The organism is Methylobacterium sp. C25 (genome assembly GCF_021352225.1).
GTDB lineage: Bacteria > Pseudomonadota > Alphaproteobacteria > Rhizobiales > Beijerinckiaceae > Methylobacterium.
In genome coordinates this window covers 410746-429173 of sequence record NZ_JAAUVI010000002.1, presented here as the reverse complement: position 1 = coordinate 429173, position 18428 = coordinate 410746, and the positions used below count along the sequence as shown (strand labels likewise).

At 65.3% G+C, this 18428-nt stretch carries 21 protein-coding genes; 6 read left to right on the top strand and 15 right to left on the bottom strand.

Annotated elements, in window-relative coordinates:
* The first annotated feature begins 119 nt into the window (after nt 1-119).
* From HCU64_RS08405 to HCU64_RS08395, 3 genes are all read left to right on the top strand, one after another.
* A complete protein-coding gene (locus HCU64_RS08405) occupies nt 120-959 on the top strand; it encodes an outer membrane protein (RefSeq protein ID WP_233383378.1) in 840 nt (279 codons plus the stop codon).
* Nucleotides 960-1161: 202 nt separating this feature from the next.
* Entirely contained in the window at nt 1162-2127 is a 966-nt protein-coding gene (locus HCU64_RS08400; RefSeq protein ID WP_233383377.1) for an outer membrane protein, read from the top strand.
* 35 nt (nt 2128-2162) lie between these two features.
* Nucleotides 2163-2450, top strand: a complete 288-nt coding sequence (locus HCU64_RS08395) for a hypothetical protein (protein ID WP_233383376.1) — start codon at nt 2163-2165, stop codon at nt 2448-2450.
* 9 nt (nt 2451-2459) lie between these two features.
* Here HCU64_RS08395 and HCU64_RS08390 read toward each other — a convergent pair whose 3' ends face one another.
* The 5 genes from HCU64_RS08390 to HCU64_RS08370 form a co-directional block, all read right to left on the bottom strand.
* On the bottom strand, nt 2460-3638 hold the full coding sequence (locus tag HCU64_RS08390) for an endo-1,4-beta-xylanase (protein WP_233383375.1): 1179 nt from the start codon (nt 3636-3638) through the stop codon (nt 2460-2462).
* A complete protein-coding gene (locus HCU64_RS08385; RefSeq protein WP_233383374.1) occupies nt 3638-4909 on the bottom strand; it encodes an acyltransferase family protein in 1272 nt (423 codons plus the stop codon). Before HCU64_RS08385 ends, HCU64_RS08390 begins: the two co-directional genes overlap by 1 nt.
* Nucleotides 4910-4993: 84 nt before the next feature.
* On the bottom strand, nt 4994-6331 hold the full coding sequence (locus HCU64_RS25410; RefSeq protein ID WP_233383373.1) for an O-antigen ligase family protein: 1338 nt from the start codon (nt 6329-6331) through the stop codon (nt 4994-4996).
* 271 nt (nt 6332-6602) lie between these two features.
* A complete protein-coding gene (locus HCU64_RS08375) occupies nt 6603-7097 on the bottom strand; it encodes a DUF4345 domain-containing protein (RefSeq protein WP_233383372.1) in 495 nt (164 codons plus the stop codon).
* Nucleotides 7098-7107: 10 nt separating this feature from the next.
* Nucleotides 7108-7353, bottom strand: a complete 246-nt coding sequence (locus tag HCU64_RS08370) for a hypothetical protein (protein ID WP_233383371.1) — start codon at nt 7351-7353, stop codon at nt 7108-7110.
* 235 nt (nt 7354-7588) lie between these two features.
* On the opposite strand from HCU64_RS08370, the gene HCU64_RS08365 reads away from it, so the two are divergent.
* Nucleotides 7589-8224 carry a glutathione S-transferase N-terminal domain-containing protein gene (locus tag HCU64_RS08365; protein ID WP_233383370.1) on the top strand — a complete coding sequence of 212 codons (636 nt, stop codon included), beginning with the start codon at nt 7589-7591 and terminating at the stop codon, nt 8222-8224.
* Between the two features lie 487 nt (nt 8225-8711).
* On the opposite strand, the gene HCU64_RS08360 is transcribed toward HCU64_RS08365, so the two are convergent.
* From HCU64_RS08360 to HCU64_RS08350, 3 genes are read right to left on the bottom strand one after another with little or no spacing between them, the layout of a single operon-like run.
* A complete protein-coding gene (locus HCU64_RS08360) occupies nt 8712-9266 on the bottom strand; it encodes an RBBP9/YdeN family alpha/beta hydrolase (RefSeq protein ID WP_233383369.1) in 555 nt (184 codons plus the stop codon).
* 31 nt (nt 9267-9297) lie between these two features.
* Nucleotides 9298-10365, bottom strand: a complete 1068-nt coding sequence (locus tag HCU64_RS08355; RefSeq protein WP_233383368.1) for a UV damage endonuclease UvsE — start codon at nt 10363-10365, stop codon at nt 9298-9300.
* Nucleotides 10366-10390: 25 nt separating this feature from the next.
* The gene (locus tag HCU64_RS08350) at nt 10391-11128 is read right to left on the bottom strand and encodes a GntR family transcriptional regulator (protein WP_233383367.1); all 738 of its coding nucleotides are present in this window, start codon (nt 11126-11128) and stop codon (nt 10391-10393) included.
* A gap of 117 nt (nt 11129-11245) precedes the next feature.
* Between HCU64_RS08350 and HCU64_RS08345 the strand changes: the two genes are divergently transcribed.
* Nucleotides 11246-12145, top strand: a complete 900-nt coding sequence (locus tag HCU64_RS08345) for a PfkB family carbohydrate kinase (RefSeq protein WP_233383366.1) — start codon at nt 11246-11248, stop codon at nt 12143-12145.
* Nucleotides 12146-12151: 6 nt separating this feature from the next.
* Here the strand turns inward: HCU64_RS08345 and HCU64_RS08340 are convergent, their stop codons facing one another.
* From HCU64_RS08340 to HCU64_RS08310, 7 genes are all read right to left on the bottom strand, one after another.
* On the bottom strand, nt 12152-12370 hold the full coding sequence (locus HCU64_RS08340) for a hypothetical protein (protein ID WP_233383365.1): 219 nt from the start codon (nt 12368-12370) through the stop codon (nt 12152-12154).
* 204 nt (nt 12371-12574) lie between these two features.
* Nucleotides 12575-13597 (bottom strand): biotin-dependent carboxyltransferase family protein, encoded by a 1023-nt coding sequence (locus HCU64_RS08335; RefSeq protein WP_233383364.1) that lies wholly within the window; start codon nt 13595-13597, stop codon nt 12575-12577.
* Entirely contained in the window at nt 13594-14319 is a 726-nt protein-coding gene (pxpB, locus tag HCU64_RS08330) for a 5-oxoprolinase subunit PxpB (RefSeq protein WP_233383363.1), read from the bottom strand. Before pxpB ends, HCU64_RS08335 begins: the two co-directional genes overlap by 4 nt.
* Nucleotides 14320-14365: 46 nt before the next feature.
* Entirely contained in the window at nt 14366-15085 is a 720-nt protein-coding gene (locus HCU64_RS08325) for a hypothetical protein (RefSeq protein ID WP_233383362.1), read from the bottom strand.
* Nucleotides 15086-15225: 140 nt separating this feature from the next.
* Entirely contained in the window at nt 15226-15612 is a 387-nt protein-coding gene (locus HCU64_RS08320; RefSeq protein WP_233383361.1) for a DUF3618 domain-containing protein, read from the bottom strand.
* The gene (locus tag HCU64_RS08315) at nt 15609-16004 is read right to left on the bottom strand and encodes a phage holin family protein (protein WP_233383360.1); all 396 of its coding nucleotides are present in this window, start codon (nt 16002-16004) and stop codon (nt 15609-15611) included. Before HCU64_RS08315 ends, HCU64_RS08320 begins: the two co-directional genes overlap by 4 nt.
* An 11-nt stretch (nt 16005-16015) precedes the next feature.
* Nucleotides 16016-16477 (bottom strand): hypothetical protein, encoded by a 462-nt coding sequence (locus HCU64_RS08310; RefSeq protein WP_233383359.1) that lies wholly within the window; start codon nt 16475-16477, stop codon nt 16016-16018.
* Between the two features lie 449 nt (nt 16478-16926).
* On the opposite strand from HCU64_RS08310, the gene HCU64_RS08305 reads away from it, so the two are divergent.
* Entirely contained in the window at nt 16927-18348 is a 1422-nt protein-coding gene (locus tag HCU64_RS08305; protein ID WP_233383358.1) for an alpha,alpha-trehalose-phosphate synthase (UDP-forming), read from the top strand.
* Nucleotides 18349-18428: the final 80 nt, after the last annotated feature.

Below are 18428 nucleotides of genomic sequence, written 5' to 3'. Positions count from 1 at the left end.
AATCGAATTTTGTTAGGCTTAACTGGATCATAACTTGCGTCGGGCATGATGAGATCGCGACGATAGCCTCCACACTGCGACATGACCGCCCTGAGGCATCGTCGGGAGAGACCACCGACATGCGTTTCCCAGATTGCGCCTGGATCCTCGGAGCAGGGCTCGTCCTTGCCGCGCCCCTGTCAGTGCAATCCGCCGGCGCCGCTGATCTGTTACGCCATGCTCCCGTGCCCGAAGAGATCGTCGCGCCTCAGCCCGTCGGGAGCGGCTGGTATCTCCGTGTCGACGCCACGGCGAGCGATTTCGGCAAGCCGCGCGATGCGACGCCCCCCAGCCCTAGCTTGCCACCCTACCTCGACCTCCGGCTCAGTAGCGAAGCTGGTTACGGCGGTGGCGTTGGCTATCGGGTCAACGAATGGCTTCGCATCGACGCGACGATTGATCAGCGCACGCCCTCGCGCTTCCATGCGCTGTCCTCCGGGTCCAATTTCGCTTACGGCTACAACATCGAAGCGGGCGACGTCGACGTCCTGACCGGCCTCGTCAATGTCTACGCGGATCTCGGGACTTGGTGGGGCCTGACGCCTTATCTCGGCGGCGGTATCGGCTTTGCCGACAACAGCTTCCACGGCAATTACACGCAGACCACCTGCACCAGCGCGACCAACTGCGATGGAAATCCCACGATCGGCCCGCGCACTCCGGTCTCGCGTCCCGATCACGGGTTCACGTCCTTGGCCTGGAGCCTCACCGCCGGCGTATCCTACCAGCTTATGGCGGGCCTCAGCCTCGACGCGGCCTATCGCTATGTCGACCTCGGCGGCGTCAAGAGCGGCCTCGATTCCTCAGGCTACAGCACGAGGCTCAAGGATCTGACATCAAACGAAGTGCGCGTCGGCTTGCGCTACCAGTTCGCGGGCGGCGTGCTGCCGATGATCTCGCAGAACCCCTACGGCAATTGACGCAGCTCCTCAGAAAGGGATCCCGGCCTGCCGTTCCGAACGGCAGGCCGAATGCGTTCGTGCGGAAGCATCGCACTTGGGAAGAGCCGTTTCGGATCAAGACGAATATCTGCAAAGCAACCGACCATTAAGGTTACTCAAGTAAGACCAGTCCATGGGGCAAGCCGCGCTGAAGCGTCGTGCGGCCCGAAGGACGATGACGATGCGTAAACTCACCATCGGTTTCCTGGCACTCACCGCGCTCGGCAGCATGTCCACAGCGCGCGCCGCCGATTTCGCCGACGATTACCTGCGCGGCCCGGATTATGAGCCGGTCTCGACACAGGTCATCGACTGGAGCGGTTTCTATATCGGCGGGCATGGCGGCTATAGCTCGGCCGGCCTCGGATTTAAGAACGTGTTGCAGGATCCGCTGGCCACATACTTTCGGAACCGGGATATCGAGCAGGAATTCGCTGTATCGTCGCTTCTGACGCTCCCGTCGAAACGCGTTGGCGGGACCAGTTTCGGAGGCTTTGCGGGCTATAATTTTCAGTTTGACGACGCGGTGGTCGGTGTTGAGGTCGACTACACCAGCTTCGATCGGAACGGCGCGTCGATCAACGAGATTAGTCGGCGTCTCCTAACTACCGGCGGCATGGCCGAATCGCTTTACGTCAAGGGCACGTCCGCCACCCAATTGGAGGATTTCGGCACTGTCCGCGGACGGGTTGGGTACGCGTTCGGCAACTTCCTGCCTTTCGTGTCCGGTGGCTTTGCGGTCGGTCGCGCAACAGTTTTTGATGAAGCAGTCGTTCAAAACTACGGATACGACCGTAAGACCTACGAGGCGAACCAAGCCCTCACAACGGGATCACCGGCTGCAGTCTATAATCACGGCTACAAGCAGCAGCCGGATGGAAGCACTGCCTTCAACCAGAACTATCCGGAGAATGGGACAACCCCAGCAGGACAAGGCGTCCAGACGACTCCAGCGCCGGCGACCGTGGTTTACTCTGCCAAGAAGAGCAAGGCCGTCGCGGGCGTCGCACTTGGCGGTGGCGTCGAATACGCGATCACCTCGAACTTCCTTATCCGCGGCGAGTACCAATACGTCCTCTTCAACGATTTCAATGGCCACAAGGTCAACGTGAATACCGTCCGCGCCGGCGCGGCTTACAAGTTCTGAAGCAGCGTCTGACACGCCATCGAAGGGCCGTTTCCATGCCGCTCATCCCAGCCGGCCGAGTCGTCTGCGGGACCCTTGCGCTCCTTTTCCTCGCCGGCCCCGTGCTGGCGGAGAGCCGGCACGGTCGCGAGAGGGCGTTACACCGCCAAGCTTCTGCAACGCGCCTCGCTCCCGAGGTCCGGTACCGCGATCCACGATACGTGCCGCCGCGCCGTCGCGCGCCGCACTTCGGTGCGCCGGATTTCCTGATCAACGCCTATCTGCCTCGGAATACCGACGTCCCGATGTACAACGAGCCGCCGAGCCGGTTTCCGTTGCGCTGACGCCGAGCTTCAGACTTTCGCCCTCAGACGCTGCCGCGCGGCTCGGTGATCGGGTGCGCCGCGAAACGTCGTGTGGATGGCTTCCCATAACGGCTTTCGCCGATACTCCGCATCAAACGGGAGAGAGCGCTGGGGCAGGCCGTCCGGCCGCTTCCGTGCGGGATAGATACTCAGCCACGTATCGGGGTCGTACAGGTCCCACGTCAGGACGTTGAGCACTGCCGGCTCGTCGAGGGCGGTCTCGAGGAAGCGCCGCGCGAGATCGGCGACACCGCGGTCGCGGGCCGCTACATCTGCCGGAAAGGCGCGATCGTCGATGTCGAGCTCGGTGATCTCGATGGCGAGGCCCATTCCGGCAATCTCGCGCAGGAACATCCGCAGCGTCTTCTCATCGAAGGGGAGGGTGCTCGTGAGATGGGCCTGGATGCCGAACCGGCTGATCGGCACACCTCGCTTCAACATTCCCTCCAGTAAATGCAGGATGACGCTGCGGCGCTCGTCGATCCAGTCTGCCTTCTGCTCGCAATCGTTCTCGTTGTAGACGGCCGCTGCGCCAGGATCCTCGTCCTTGAGCATGTGGAAGGCTAGGTCGACATAGCCGGGGCCGAGCGTCGCGAGCCACGGCGTGGCGCGCAGGCCGCCGGGTCGATGGTCGGCGGGGACAACGATCTCGTTGACCACGTCCCAGGCCTCGACAGCGCCGCGATAGCGCCGCGCCATGGCACCGATCCATTGCCGCATCAGCGTTTCCGCCCGCGAGGCGCTGCCGCTTGCCAGGATAGTCTCGGCCCATGGCGGAAGGCCCTCATGCCAGACGAGGCAGTGGCCGCGCATGCGCTGGCCGTTGGCTCGGGCGAAGCTTAGCGTCTCGTCGGCGGCGGCGGTGTCGAACACGCCCTCTCGCGGGACGACACTCGAAAGCTTCATCGCGTTCTCGCAGACCAGCACACCGCATTCGCGCTCAGCGAGCGAACGCCAGCGCCGGTCCTGGCGGAAGCGCGTGATCGGCACTGCCGTCCCGAAGGCGAGCCCCTTGGCGGCGGCGGCAGCCTGCAGACCGTCGGCAGACCAGGACGGTTTGCCAAGGTCGCCGAACGGGGAGGGCGCGGCCTCGGCGGTCCCGGCAAGCGCGAACGCCGCAGCCCCGCTTCCCAGGACGGCGCGGCGGCTCGGCCGATTTGCGGTCATCACTGGATTCTGTTCTCGGCCACGGCGCCCCCGGGGCGCCTCGCGGGCAGTCTGAACCTGCCATTCAACAGGGCAAGCCGAGCCGGCTCCTCGACGAAGAGATGCACCAGAGCGGCCAGGGCGAGGGACAGAGTTGTCGCCAGGCCGACGCCAAGCCACGGAGAAGCCCCGGTAATCGCGCCGTGCAGAGCACGATCGAGCGAATTGATCGCCGCATAGGCCGGCAGGTGCAGCAGATAGAGCGCAAAGGAGATCCGTCCGAGAAAGACCAGCGGCGCGCTCGCCAGGACACCTCCGCGCAGCTCCGCGCCCGCCAGGATCAGGGGAGCCCAGGCGATTGCGCTCAACCCGTTGTGCATCAATGGGCCCGGCACGTAAGGATCGATCAGGACCAGGACGATGGCGGCCAGCGCCGCGGCGGCCAGGAACGGTTTGGCACGGGAGCGAGGCAGAGCAATCTCGTCGGCCGATGCGACGGGACGCATCTGTCGCCACCAGGCGAAGAGTACGAGCCCGGCGATGAACTCGGGCAGCCGCAACAGCGGATCGTACTTGATGCCCTGGGCGAGCAGTATTGCAGCTGTGCCGCCTGGCTCCGGCTCGATCAGCGAGACTCCTGGCGCATAGCGGTTCCAGAGCAAGGTGCCGAAGGCAGCGAACACTGCCCAAAGTCCGAGAGCGGCGAGCGCGTACTCGGTCGGCCTGCGCAGCACCAGCGGCAGCAAGAGAGGAAACAGCAAGTAGAAGAACGCCTCGACCGAGATCGACCAGCTCGCACAGTTCAGCGAGCAGGCTGCCCCTGGCACCCAGGCATGCAAACCGAGCGGGGCGAGGACCGCACCCGACGCCATCAGCCATTTGAGCGGTGGCGCGCTCTTCAGCACCCAGGCGGCGAACCACGGCAGACTGATCGCGAGGGATAGCAGGAAGGCCGGATAGATCCTGGCGAAGCGCGCCAGGAGGTAACGCCGCCGCAATGTCCGGTCCCTGAGATCGACCGCATGATAAGTGTAGGCGAGGATGAAGCCCGACAGGACGAAAAAGAACGTCACGCCCGTATGACCGAGCAGGATCGCGGTATTGCGCGGCCCATCGGGGAAGAAGAAGCGGTCGTAGTGGAAGACCAGGACGTAGAAAGCCGCCAAGAAGCGCAGGGACGTCAGAGCCGGCAGCGGCGTGGTCGGCTGATGAGCGCGCGCAGGGGGGGCCTCGTGTCGCCTCTGGCCGTCTTGGTTCCGAAGCTCTTGCAGGAAGCCCATCGTCTCGCTCAAACGTTGCCGCCGCTCACCGCTCGTTCCCGCGGCCCGCGTCGTGCTGGGGCAGCCCATCCGCACGAAGTCTCGTGATCTCGGCGCTCAGCCGGGCACCGTTCGGTAGGAGGCGCGATAGCGCAGCCCGAAGATGGCGAGCATGAACATGCAGCAGATCGAGGAGCTCGGCGTGAACAGCACGGATTCGAACGAGCCTCCGGTCAGCGCCAGCAACCAGAGTCGCACGAAGTAGAGCGTCATCGGATCGATCCGCCCCGCGGGCGCGATCCGCTGCAAATCACGCAGCGGCGCCACCACGAAGGCGGCCAAAATCATCAGCAAGCCGGGCAGCCCGATCAGCAGGCAGACGTCGAGATAGGTGTTATGGGCCTGAGAGGTCTTCGTGACCCAGTTGAAGGGATCCGAGGAGCCGAACTTCGTCCGCTCGGTGCCCCAGAACGCACCAAATCCCCAGCCGAATAGCGGTCGCTCGAGGATGTGGCTGGCCGCGAATTCCCAGATCTCCGTTCGCCCGGTGAAGGAGGTGTCGGGCAGGACGCCGGCGAGGCCGTCGCGGATCGGAGGGAAGAAGACCGAGCCGAGAGAAAACAGCGAGACGGCCACCGTCGGGCCGATGAGGATCGCCGCCCGCAACCAGCGGTTCCGGATGTAGCTGCACAGGCTCGGCGCCAGCACGATGAAGGGCAGGAGCGCGGTGACCGACTTGGAGTTCGTCGCCGCCAGGAACACTGCCGCGAGCAGCACGATGGTGATGCCCCAGACCCTGCTCAACGCAGAGGCCACGAACAGGCCGGTGAGGATCATCAGCGCCATGGCGCCGCCCGCCTCGTTCTTGTGCGCGAAGATCCCGCGCCAGAGACCCTCGTGCTCCGGTTCGTTGAGCAGATCGAAATCCGCCGAATGGATCGCGAGCTGAGGCAGGAAGACGACGGCGAGATAGGAGGCGACCACGATGATCATCGCCGTCACGGCAAGCGTGAGGGCGAACTGGCGGACCGAGCGCATCACCACCGGAATGCCGGCCGCTATCATCGTAACGATCACGAAGAGCAGGATGCGGCGGATCGAGAGCAGCGGATCGACCGAGGTCAACAGCGTCAGCCCCATCCAACCGGACAGCGTCATCAGCGGCCAGGTCAGCAGCGGCCGCAGCTTCTCGATACCGAGCTGACGCAGGGCCAGCGCCATAGAGAAGCCGAGTACCAGGAAGATGACCTGCGTCTGCCAGCTGCCGGCGGTGGAGGTCTCCAGGATGCTCTTGTCGCTGAGATCCGCCAGCGGAGCGTGGTTCCAGAAGGCGAGGATGCAGGCTCCGCCGAGCGCCATGCGCAGCGCATCGGGCATGTCGCCGCGCGCCTTGACGAAGGACGGACGGTCGGCGGGCGCTCGCCCCTTCGCAGGCACTTCAATCGCCGACGCCACTCTGCGGCCTCATCGAGCGACCGGCCGGCACATCGGCGCGCGGCGGTCCGGAAACGATGGAAGACTAGCGCAGAACGCACTCCGGTTGGGGGCGGCGAAGACTTTGTGCCCAGCTAACCGTCCGTAAGGTTGATACGAGGCCCCGCCAGGAGTGCTGAGTGCCAGACTGCGTGACGGTCTGGGTTGCGATAGCCCATCAGCGCCATCCCGGCCTGGGCGCCGAGATGGAGGGCCGCCTACTTCGCCTCCGCAAGATATCCGCCGACCCGCATCAGCGGATCGGTGACCGGGCCGTTGATGCGAGAGCGGACGCCGATGCGCCCGTGGTTGAGCCTTGCCCGAGAGAGCCATGAGCTTGCCGTTCGGCTTCCTCGCCAGCTGCGAGATGGGCCACACGCGCCTGCCACAGGCAGAGTATCGGGGTCACGCCCAGCTCGAAGGCGAGCGCACCCAGCATCACGATGGACGGCACGCCCGTGAGGTAGAGACCGAGCAGACGCGACAGCCCGCCGAGCACCACAACCAAGGTGAGGAAGCGAAAAAGGCCGGTCTTGTGCTCGATCCCAGGCACGCAGGTCAAAAACAGGATGCCGATGCCGGTGAGCAAGCCGGAAAGGTAACGGAAGTGGCTGTCGGCGGACACGTTGACGATCCGCTCGGTGCCGATGCCGTCGATTCCGGTCAGCACCCCGTAGAGGCCGGCGACAATCGGCAGCAACGCGGCGACCGCGACGACCCGCTGCAACAAGTGGCGCTCGCGCTGCATGGCGAGCGCCCTAGGATGCCTTCAGGCGCTTGACGCACCTGCTGTAGAATTGCGGCCAAGTCGGTCCCTTCGCCGCCTTGTCCGCAGTCGAGAGGCTACGCCATTCGGCGCCGCACCGCTTCTGCCGTTCCCGTGCCGGCGACAGCTGGGGCTCCTTCTCGCGTACGGCGACGGTCGACTTCGCCACCTCGCGGGCCAAAGCCGGGCCCCCGAACGAGAGCACCGCGGCGAGCAAGGCGACGACACGGAGCGACATTCCGGCAACCTCGTGCATGAAAACATCCCGCCGTGCAGGGCCAGGATCGGCAGACACAGCCGCAAGCGAATGGAAAGGGCAAGACCGAAAACGACTTACGCGCTCCCGAGTTTCACCGCATGCGACGATCGCGCTCACGAGGGCCGAGCCTGTTCATGCCGAGGCGAATGCGGTCTACTCCGCGCGATCGGAAGCCGCGCCGGAGCGAGCGGCGGCCCGGATCGCGGAGACAACCATGGCGCAAACGACGGCCGGTGTGATCGACGTTCACACCTGGAGCACGCCGAACGGCTGGAAGATCCCGATCATGCTGGAAGAGTGCGGGCTGCCCTACCGGGTGGTACCGGTGAACATCGGCAAGGGCGAGCAGATGGCCCCCGACTTTCTGGCCATCTCACCCAACAATAAGATCCCGGCGATCGTCGATCCCGACGGTCCCGGTGGTGGGCCTATCTCGGTCTTCGAGTCCGGTGCGATCCTGCAATATCTCGGGCGCAAGACCGGTTGCCTCTACCCAACCGAGGAACGCGCCCGCGTCGCAGTCGACGAGTGGCTCTTCTGGCAAGTCGGCGGTTTCGGTCCGATGTTGGGCCAGGCTCACCATTTCCGGATCTACGCCAAAGAGAAGATCCCCTACGCGGTGGATCGTTATACCGAGGAGACCAAACGCCTCTACGGTGTGCTCGACCGCAGGCTGCAGGGCCGCGAATACCTAGCTGGCGATTATTCCATCGCCGACATCGCCACGCTGACCTGGGCCAAGTTTTACGACAAGCAGGGCGTTGACCTCGCTACTTACGCCAACGTCGCGCGCTGGCTGGAATCGGTCCTGAATCGTCCCGCAGTGCAGAGGGGGCTGGCCGCGGTCTGACCGCCTTATTCACGCTGTTATCCCCAGCAGCCGAGACCACTAAACTACGATCGGGATTACGAGCATGCCGTTAACGCTCCGCCACTAGCCTGTTGCTCAGTAGGAGGCGGAGCCATGAAGACGATTGCCGTTGCTTTGTCGGTCGTGATGCTCGCCGGCGGTGTCGCGGACACCCAGGCCCGTGGATTTCGGCTGCGCGGTTCCAGCGCTTCGACACCGCTTCCTTCAACGCCCTCCCTGTCGACGGCCCGCCGTATTCCGAGCATAGCCGCCGTCGGAGCAATCAGCTCGACCGCTCCGGCGCAAGCGGTCGCGGGCGCTACGATTCCCGCCGTGATGACGACTCAGGCCCAGGCGGCCGATCTGGACGACAATACGCCGATCCCACCGATGCCGCCGGCTCCCGGGAACGTTACCGTCGCGAAACCCGCTCAGCCTTGGTGCCCGAGCGGTCGGACCGTAGGCGCTGGGACTGGTTTCTGCCTGATCAATTGAGCGTCTGCATGAACCCAGCGAGGCGCATGAGGCCCTCGGGCCAGGGGCCGTGGCCGCTGGCGACATTGATGTGCCCAGCTTCGCCTGCATCGACGATTTCCGCCCCCCAGGCAGCCGCGAACTCTTCCGCCCGCTCGTAGCTGCAATGCGGGTCCGTGCGGCTCGCCACGAGCAACGCCCGAAAGGGCAGAGGATCGCGCGGTACAGGCGCAAAGGAGCAGACGCTAGCCGGAAGGTCTGTGCAGGTTTCGATGTCGGGGAAGGCGACGAGCATGGCACCGCGCACGGCCTGCTTCGGGAAACGCGGCGCAGCCTTGACCGCTGCGACCACGCCTAGGCTGTGCGCGATGAGTACGACGGGACGCGTCGCCTCCTTCACGGCCGCAACAATCCGATCGATCCATGCCTCGGGATCGGGGTCGTGCCAATTCGCCTGCTCGACGACCCGTCCCGTGCGCAGGCGGCCGGCCCAACGCGCCTGCCAGTGCTCCTCCTCGGAGCCGGCGTAGCCCGGCAAGATCAGGATATCGCAATCGCCCGTCTTCATGCGCCTCCCTACCGTCGAGGCCGAGGCGCGATCAAGCAGCCGCACCGACGGACGAGGACGAGATCCATTCCGCCAGAGCGGTCGAGGCGAGGTTCTTGCCTTTCGCTTCGATCTCGAAATCGGTCCAGGCGAGGTGGCGCGCCACGAGCGCGTTGATTCCTGCGTTCCACATGAGATGGGAATGCGCAGCGAGGTCACGCCGCGAATGACCAGCCTTGGTCAGCGCCGCGAAATCGGGCGGTACCGTCGGATCGTGCCCATCGAGCAAGTCTTCTCGGGAAACGCTGATATGGCTCAGCGGCCGCGTCCCGCGCCACGACTCGCGGATGCGCGCGATGCGGGGATCGTCCGGCTCGATATAGTCGCCACCGCTCTCGACCCAGTGATGATGAAGGTCGAGTACCACTGGAACGGCGTCAGCGAGTTGCAGCACCGCGTCGAGCCCGTGGCAGATCTCATCATTCTCGGCGGTGAGGAGATTGCGCGCGGTCTGCGAGATCAGCTTCAGCCCATCACGAAACCCTTCGATTCCGGGCTCGCGGCCGCCGACGTGAATGTTGATGTGGGCGCCGTGCGGGTGCCAGCCGCTGCCGTAGCCGAGCATGGACATGGCCTCGGCGTGGTATTCGAGTTCGGCGATACCATTCGCCTGCGCCGAGGGGTTGCGCGAGGCGATAATGCAGAACTGGCCGGGATGCATGCTGAGGCGGATGCCGGCGGCCCGCGCCCGCTCGCCGAGCTGCGCAAGGCCGTTCTCGATCAGCCGGCGCAGACCCGGCTCGGCATAGATGTCCATCGCGACCGGATGGGTGAAACCGGGCAGCAGGGAGCTGGCGATGCGCAGCAGCCGCTCCATCGGCCTCCGCTGCGCGACCCAGTCGATCTGGCGTCCCAGGGCAGCCAGATTGTGCCGCGCGATCGTGTCGAGCTTTGCTCGCCGCGCGGCCGGTGCCAGCCCCCCGAGAAAGGTCATGGTCGTGCTGGTGAGGTTCATCGCCTGGACGGCCTCACGCTCGGCCTTTCGCGTGGGATAGCCGCCGGGCGGCATGTCGGGGATGAAGGTGCAGCAGAAGCCGAGGCGGGAGGACGAACGCGTCATGGCCCGACAACGCGGGGCGCGCAGCTCAGGTCCGCAGTGTCAGCCGATAGCTGTACACGTCTCCGCGGAACAGCCCCTCGACATACTCGATCATTACGCGCGTATCGGTGAAGCTGTGGCGCTTGATCAGAAGGCAGGGGCTCGGCTCATCGAAATCGAAGATCCGGCATTCCTCGGACGTGGGAAGCGTGGCCTCGATGGTCTGATCGCAGCTCACGAGCCGTGCGCCCGTGTGTTCGGCGAGAAAGGCATAGACCGACCCCGAAAGATCCCCATCAGCGAGCTCCGGCACGGCCTTGAGATTGTACCACGCGACCTCGCGAGACATCGGGACTTCGTCGCCATACCGGATGCGGGTGAGTTTCAAGAGCGGTGCCGTCGAGGGCAGGCCGAAGATCGAAGAGATCGAGCGATCTTCCACCAGCGACCGCTCGACAATGCGCGAAGACGGCACCTTGCCGAGCTCGCGCATCTCTTCCGTGAAGCCTTTCAGGCGATCCATTCCCGGATGGACCTGATGGGGGCGTGCCCGAACCAGGAACCCTCTGCGTCCCTGAGAGGCGAGCAGGTTGCGCTGGCGAAGGGCCGCGTAGGCCCGCTGGATGGTCACGCGGCTGACACCGAGATTCTCGGCGAGCTGCCGCTCCGCGGGGAGGACCGTGCCCATCGGCAGCGCGCCGGAAAGGATCAGCGCGTGGATCTGCTCGTCGATCTGCTGGTAGAGCGGCATCGCCGTGTCGTCCCGCAGCCGCAGAAGCGACATCAGCGAAGGGCGGTCGAGGGGATGCAGAGAAACGACCTTAGAGTCGTTGGCTGAGACTTGCCGGAACGGGCCGGTTGATTTTCTAGTTGCCAACTGCTGCTACCGGGACATCGTCAGGTGCGGATCTACGTCATAGGCAGCTTCGTGGTCGCCTGCTCCGTCAAGGTAGCACGGCTTCCGCGTGCCGGTGAGTCCCTCGATGCCGATGCTTTCGTCGCAGAACCAGGCGGGAAAGGGTTCAACCTCGCGCTCGCCGCGCATCGGCTCGGTGCTGCGATCGACGGCGTCTTCGGGATCGGCGACGACCCATTCGCTTCCGTCGCCGTCTCCGCCTTCGAGGGAGCCGGACTCGCGACGGATATGCTGCTCAAGCGCAGTGGGTCCACCGGCGCCGGAATCGGCTTCGTGGACCAGGCGGGAGAGAACTGCCTTGCCGTCAGCCTCGGCGCAAATCGATACCTCGAAGCCAAGGACGTCGAGCCGGCGAGAATCGCAAACTGCAACCTCGTCATGGCGACGTTCGAATCTCCGGACGCGCCGATCGCGGCCGCCTTCGCCGCCGCCCGCGCACGCGGCATCCGGACGCTGCTGAACCCGTCACCCAACCGGCCGATCGACTCTCGGATTCTCGCCGACACCTCGATCCTCATCGTCAACCGCGTCGAAGCCGTCGATCTCGGGATCGACATCGCTGATGAGACGACGGTGGACCGCTTGATGCGGGCCGGTCCAGACATCGTCGTGGTCACGCTCGGCGAGGACGGTGCACTGGCATTCAGCCGTTCCGAGCCACCCGCTCGGCAGGCGGCTGTCCCCGTGACGGCGGTCGACACGATCGGGGCTGGAGATGCCTTTTCGGCGGGTTTCGCGGTCAGTCTGTTGCAGGGAAGGCTAGTCGCGGAAGCTTTGGCGCGGGCCGCGGCTTGCGGAGCTATCACCGCTGCCCGGTTCGGCGCCTTCGATGCCTTCCCGACGACGGCCGAACTCGAACGCTTCTGCACGGATACCGAAGCGTGAGGCCGGTCATTCGAGCACGGAGTGCAACTCATCCGGTCCAGGCACGGCGACCTCGACACCTTCGGTGGCCGTTCCCACGATCAGGATCGCGAAGAACAGGACCGCGACGATCAGGGTCAGCACGACGCCGACACGCTCAGGATTGAACCGGCGCGCGTTCAATACGGCACAGCCGACCGTGAAAACGAGCGCTTCGGCCAGCGGGAGCGCGTAGGGCAGCGCCATACTCGTCAAACCCTCTCTCGATCTGCCCGCTGACTTGCTCGCAAGACCTTCGGCAATGCGATGTCCGTCATCCTGCACTCACTGAGCACGTCTGCGATGCGGAGTGAGTGCGCTCGCTCGAATCGAGCCCTTTGGACTGTTTTTGGACCTAACTGGCGTAGTCACCAAGCACGGATTTGTTTCCGGACGGCGGCCCTCAGATCTTCAAGGCTCGGCGGCGAAGGCGTCGACCGCATCGCCCGCAAGATTGGCCGCACCCAACCGGTCGGCCGCATCGAGGAACGGCGTGAGGTGGGAGGGCAACGCAGCGACCTCGGCGGCGCGTTCACGCGCCAGGTGGACCGCCTCCTCAAGAGAAATGGCCGCGAATCTGACAGCATCGCCCGGCCGTCTCTGACCCAGGTGCCGCAGGTCCGCCGAGGCAACCGTGGCGATTTTCGGATAGCCGCCGGTCGTTTGGCGGTCGGCGAGCAGGACGATGGGGCGGCAACTGCCCGGCACCTGGATCGAGCCGGCAACGGTGCCGTCCGAGACGATGTTGAAGCCGGCTTCTCCGTGCTCGATCGGAGGGCCGTCGAGCTGGTAGCCCATCCGATCGGCTTGGTTGGAAACAGTGAAGCCCGAGCCGAGCAGTGTCTTCACGCCGCGCATCGTGAAGCGATCCTGTTGAGGCCCGAGTACGACACGGATCTGCCGCTCGCGATCGATCGCCACGGGCTCCAGCGCTCGGTCGGCCTCGCCCGAAATCGGCTGCGGCGTCAGGCTGATCCGGTCTCCGTCGCGCAACGGGCGCCCATCGAAGCCGCCGAGAGCGGCTCGTCGGTGCAGCGAGACGCTGCCCATTTCCGGCGTCAACGCCATGCTGCCTGCCAGCGCGAGCGTGGCGAAGACTCCGGTGCGTGGACGCTCGATGCGCAGTTCGGCGCCCTCGCGCAGCACGAACGATCGGTGATGCGCAACCAGTTCGCCGTCGAGGCTCACCGGGCAGGGAGCGCCGGCCAGGGCGAGGCGCAGCGATCCCCCCTCGACCCGAAAGCGGCCGCCGCACAGGCCGAACTCAATGGCCGGAGCTTCGCTCGAATTCCCGACAAGAGCGTTGGCCGCTGCGTGAGCAAGGTGGTCGATCGGTCCGGAGCCGGACAGGCCGAAGCGCAGATAGCCAAGGCGCCCTCCGTCCTGCACGGTGGTGGAGGCGCCGCAGGCGAGGACGACAAGGGTGACGGTCACGCGTCCACCCGTTCGGCAACGGGTTCGCCGGCTGCCGCGGCCCTGTCGAGAGCGTCCCAACGATCGGGATCGATCGGCTCGAAGCGCACGCCGTCACCGGGCTGCAGCAGGAAAACCGGCTCCCGCCTGGGCATGAAGATTTGCACGGGCGTCCTGCCGAGCAGGTGCCAGCCGCTCGGGGCCGCGATGCTGGCGACCAGGGCCTGGATGCCGCCGACCGAGATGGTACCGGCAGGCGTCATCGGCCGCGGTGACGGCCGGCGGGACAATGCAAGCGTGGGATCGAGGCCGCTGAGATAGGCGTAGCCTGGCAGGAAGCCGAGCATGGCGACGCGGTACTCGCGGCCGGAATGGCGCGCGATCACCTCGTCCGGGGAGATGCCATGATGCTGCCCCACGGCATCGAGATCGATACCAAACTCGCCGCCGTAAACGACTGGGATGCGCCAAGCCCTGCCCGGCCTCGCGGGCTTCAGCTCAGAGCGCGCAAGCGCCAGCACCTGCTGTCCAAGTTCTGCGGGGTCGACAGCCACCGGGTCGCAGTGGACCGTCAGCGATCGATAGGTCGGTACCGTCTCGACGAGCCCTGGCAGCGACGCTTCGGTGAGGCTGGCATCGAGCGCGAGTACAGCGGCATTCAAGTCGGCGTCGATGGCGTCGCCGAACTCGACAGTGAAGGCCGTGTCGCCGCAGGCCAGCAGACGCGGATACCGAAGGGTCATTGTGCCCCGTAGCCGCCTCGGGCACCGAGCGTAAAGTGCGTCCCGCTCAGAGCCGATGCGCCGTTCGGTCCGCTCCCGCGTAGGGCTCGTCCTCCCTGGTGCCCGCACGGCGGACAGCTGCATCGAGCGTGTCGGTATCGAGGGCGGCCTCGACATATTCACGGCCGCGATGGGTTATCTCGCGCGCGTAGCGCAGGCCCTGGTCGCGCACCTCGTCTGCCCACGGGCCGAGAGCTTCGTCCTCACGACGCGTCCGAGGCAAAAGGGCGCCGAGAAGGAGCCCCGCCGCCAAGCCGACGACACCGACGAGCATAGGATTGTCGGACACGAACGCTTCGGTCGCGTTACGGCCATCACGCAGCCGCACATAGCCCCGGTCTGCGAGGTCAGCGGCACGGCGGCCGTGCCTGTCGATGCGATCGTTTGCCCAGGAGCGCACGTCGTCATAGGCGTCGGCAGCTTGTTCGCGCACCCGGTCCACGGTGCTCTCGACGCGCTCGCGGGCCGATCCCGCCATGTCCGACACACGGTCGCGTACGTCCGAAGCGGCGTTGGCAGCCTCCCGCGCGGTGGTTTCGGCGGCCTCTTCGGCTTGATCGCCGCTTTGTCTCGCCGATGCGAGAGCATCCTTGACGTCCTGCCTGGCGCGGTCGGCGATATCGTGCAGCGAGTGCTCCACCTCCTCCCTCCGCGGCAAACCGGCCTTGGCGGTGATGTCATCCGGCAGCGATAGGCCGGCCTCACCTGTCATCTTGTTGTCGCTCATTGCATCGCTCCGCATGTCATTCTGTGGTGGTCGGCACGCCTCGCGCGCTGCAAACACTGCCGTCGGACTTTCGGACGTTCACGCGATCGGACGGGAACGCCGACGACGTGGTCTGACCGACTGGACTTCCAGGTCCTGATTCAGGCCTTTGCATCGTCGTCGAGGATCCGCGCCGGACGACCGCCTGGCTGATCCGGATCGTAGGCCCGTTCGGTGCCGGTACCGGGAGCCGGATCGATCCTCTCGGCAAGGGGCCGCCGGACGACCGGCGCGCGTGGGCCTTGCGCGAGCTTTTTGACCAGCATTCCCACGCCCGCCGCGATCAGCAGCACCGGCAAGGGGTTGCGCCGCACCACGGCAAGCGCGTCATCGTAGAGACCATTGAGCGGGGTCTGGCGCGCAGAACCGAGCATTTCGTCCACCAGATTGACTGGCGAAAGCCGATCCTGGATGCGGTCAATAGTCTGGTCGAGCCGTGCGCGGCTCGCCTCGATGTCCTTCTCGAGATCCGACAACGACTCGCTCATCCGGAAACCCTTTCCGACAAGGCGCGCGCGTCCTGACGGACCTGTCGCGTGGTGCGCGTTGGCGCGAGGTTGGACAGCGACATCGCCCTGGCGCCGATGAAGCCGAGGATCAGCGCGACGAAGAGGAAGCTGCCGCCGACGATCAGTGCCGCCAGCCATTCGGAGTGCACGAGCGTCGCAACGTATTTCACGAGAGCGTCGATGAGCACGAGCAGCGACACCACGGCAAAGACCGCTGCGGCGACGATCAGTGCGAGGCCGATGAACAGCGTGCGGACGTTGCTCACCATCTCCTGACGAAAAAGCGCGATCTCCTTACGCGCGAGATCGCTCGTCTCGCGGAGGGCATCGCCGATCAGGCTCTGAATATTGCCGGGGGGAGGGGTCGACATCTCCGGTCTCCTCAGTCGCGTCCGCGACCGTGATCGGCGTCGATCTGGCGCTCGCCGGAGGATTTGATGAAACGGGCGACCAACAGGCCGGCCGCGAAGGTCGCGACCGCGACGGCGACCGGCGAGCGCCGCGCGAAAGCCTCCGCGTCCTCGTACAACTCGTTGAAGGAGCGGGATTTGATGGACCCGGCGAGGTCGTCCAGCCCTTCCGCTGCGCTGTCGAAGAAGGCCTTCACGTTCGGGCGATCGTCGAACGCCTTTCCATTGTCGCGAAGTGTATCGGCAATGTCGGAAACGGAACGCGCCGCCTCGCCCTTACGGCTTTCTGCGAAATTCAGCGCATGCGAACGTGCAGCCGCCGCGAAGCCCCTGCCGCGTTCCACCGCCACATCCACCGTCTCTTCGACGTCCCGTTTCAAATCCTTCAGATCACCGGGATCGCTCGCCTGACCAGGATTGGGGGAAGCGGTCATTCGGCGATACTCCTCGGCGGTACGGTCGACCAGAAGGCCAGGACGACGAATTGCACGTCCTGGCGATGTTCGGCTGAGTAACATCGGTGGCGTCAGGGGGTTCCGCCTTGTGAACGCGGACCGAGCCTGGAATTGCGCGCATTCGACGTCGCGGTCACGCCGCGTACAGGTTGCGACGCTACTATGAAGCGATGCTGGCAGCCCCAATGTCGGACTTTCCGAGCGAAAACCATGGCGGAACTGAAAAGCCCGGTTTAAGGTTGCAGCGCCGAACGGGCAGGGGGATCAGGGAACGCCGGATGCCGCCGAGTCGAACTCCGACGTCCGTCTTCGCCCGACCAAAACGCGACGGATCGTGCGCCTTCGCCGCGCGTTTCATTTCCGCAATGTGTCTTCGATCCGAGCGGCATGCCGCCTGGGCGAGCCTTTGAGGTCCGGAGTCCGAGTTCGTGGCACGTCTCGTCATCGTATCGAACCGCGTCGCGATACCGGCGGAGGGCAAGGCTTCGGTCTCCGCGGGAGGCCTCGCCGTTGCGGTGAACGAGGCGTTTTCCGCCTATGAGGGCCTCTGGTTCGGCTGGAGCGGCGAGATCACCGAAAACCCCGATCCCGAGCCGAAACTGATTGAGCGTGGGCGGGTACAATATGCGGTTCTCGACCTCTCCCCGCAGGACTACAAAGAATATTACGCCGGCTTCGCCAACAGGGCGCTCTGGCCGATCATGCATTATCGCGTGGGGCTCGGCAGCTATTCGCGCTCCGACTATTCGGGCTATCAGCGCGTCAACCGGTCCTTCGCCCGCGCCCTCGCCAAGTTGCTGGAGCCGGACGACCTCGTCTGGGTGCACGACTATCACCTGATCCCGCTGGCGAGCGAGCTGCGCGGCCAGGGCGTCGACAATCCAATCGGTTACTTCCACCACATTCCCTGGCCGGGCGCGGACGTATTCAACACGCTGCCGGCAAGCGGCGACCTGCTGCGCGCCATCGCCGACTACGACCTGATCGGCCTGCAGACCGAGCCTGACGTCCTGAACCTGTCGCGCAACCTGATCGACGACATGCGGGCAATTCCGCTGGGTGGCGGCTCGCTGATGGTCGACGGACGGCGCACCAAAATCCGCAGCTTCCCCATCGGCATCGACGTAGCGGGGTTCAAGGAAGCAGCCGAGAAAGCCGGATCCAACAAGATGGTCCGGGAGACCATGGCCGGCCTACGCACCCGGAAGCTGCTGATCGGCGTCGACCGGCTCGACTATTCCAAAGGCGTGCCCGAGCGCATGGAGGCGGTCGACCGCTTCTTCGCTTCGAACCCGGACCAGCGCGGCAACGTCGTCTATATCCAGATCACGCCGAAATCCCGGAGCGAGGTGCCGGAATACGAGCAGCTCTCGCGCGAGGTGAACGAGAAGGTCGGCGACATCAACGGCATGCTCGGCGAGCCGGCCTGGACGCCGATCCAGTACGTCACCAAGGCCTATCCGCGGCCGGTTTTGGCCGGCCTCTACCGAGCAGCCCGCGTCGGCCTCGTAACGCCGATGCGCGACGGCATGAACCTCGTCGCCAAGGAGTACGTCGTCGCGCAGAGCGAGGAGGATCCCGGCGTTCTCGTGCTCTCGAAATTCGCAGGCGCTGCCCGGCAGATGCAAGAGGCGCTGCTGGTGAACCCCTATGACCGCTTCGAGATGTCTGAGGCAATCCGCGAGGCGCTGTACATGCCGCGCGATGAGCGGCTCGCCCGCTGGAAGCCGATGAACGAGCGGATGGTCCGCGAGGACGTCGACTGGTGGGCGCGCAACTTCATGACGGAGCTCGAAAGCTTCCGGGTGCTCGACCGCTCGCCGCCGACGGCCGCCGCAGCGGCAGAGTAATCGGGCCGGGTTTCACTCACACGCAAAATCGGGCAAGGCTTGAGCGTTGCTGGTCGTGACAGCGAACGCTCAGGAAAACG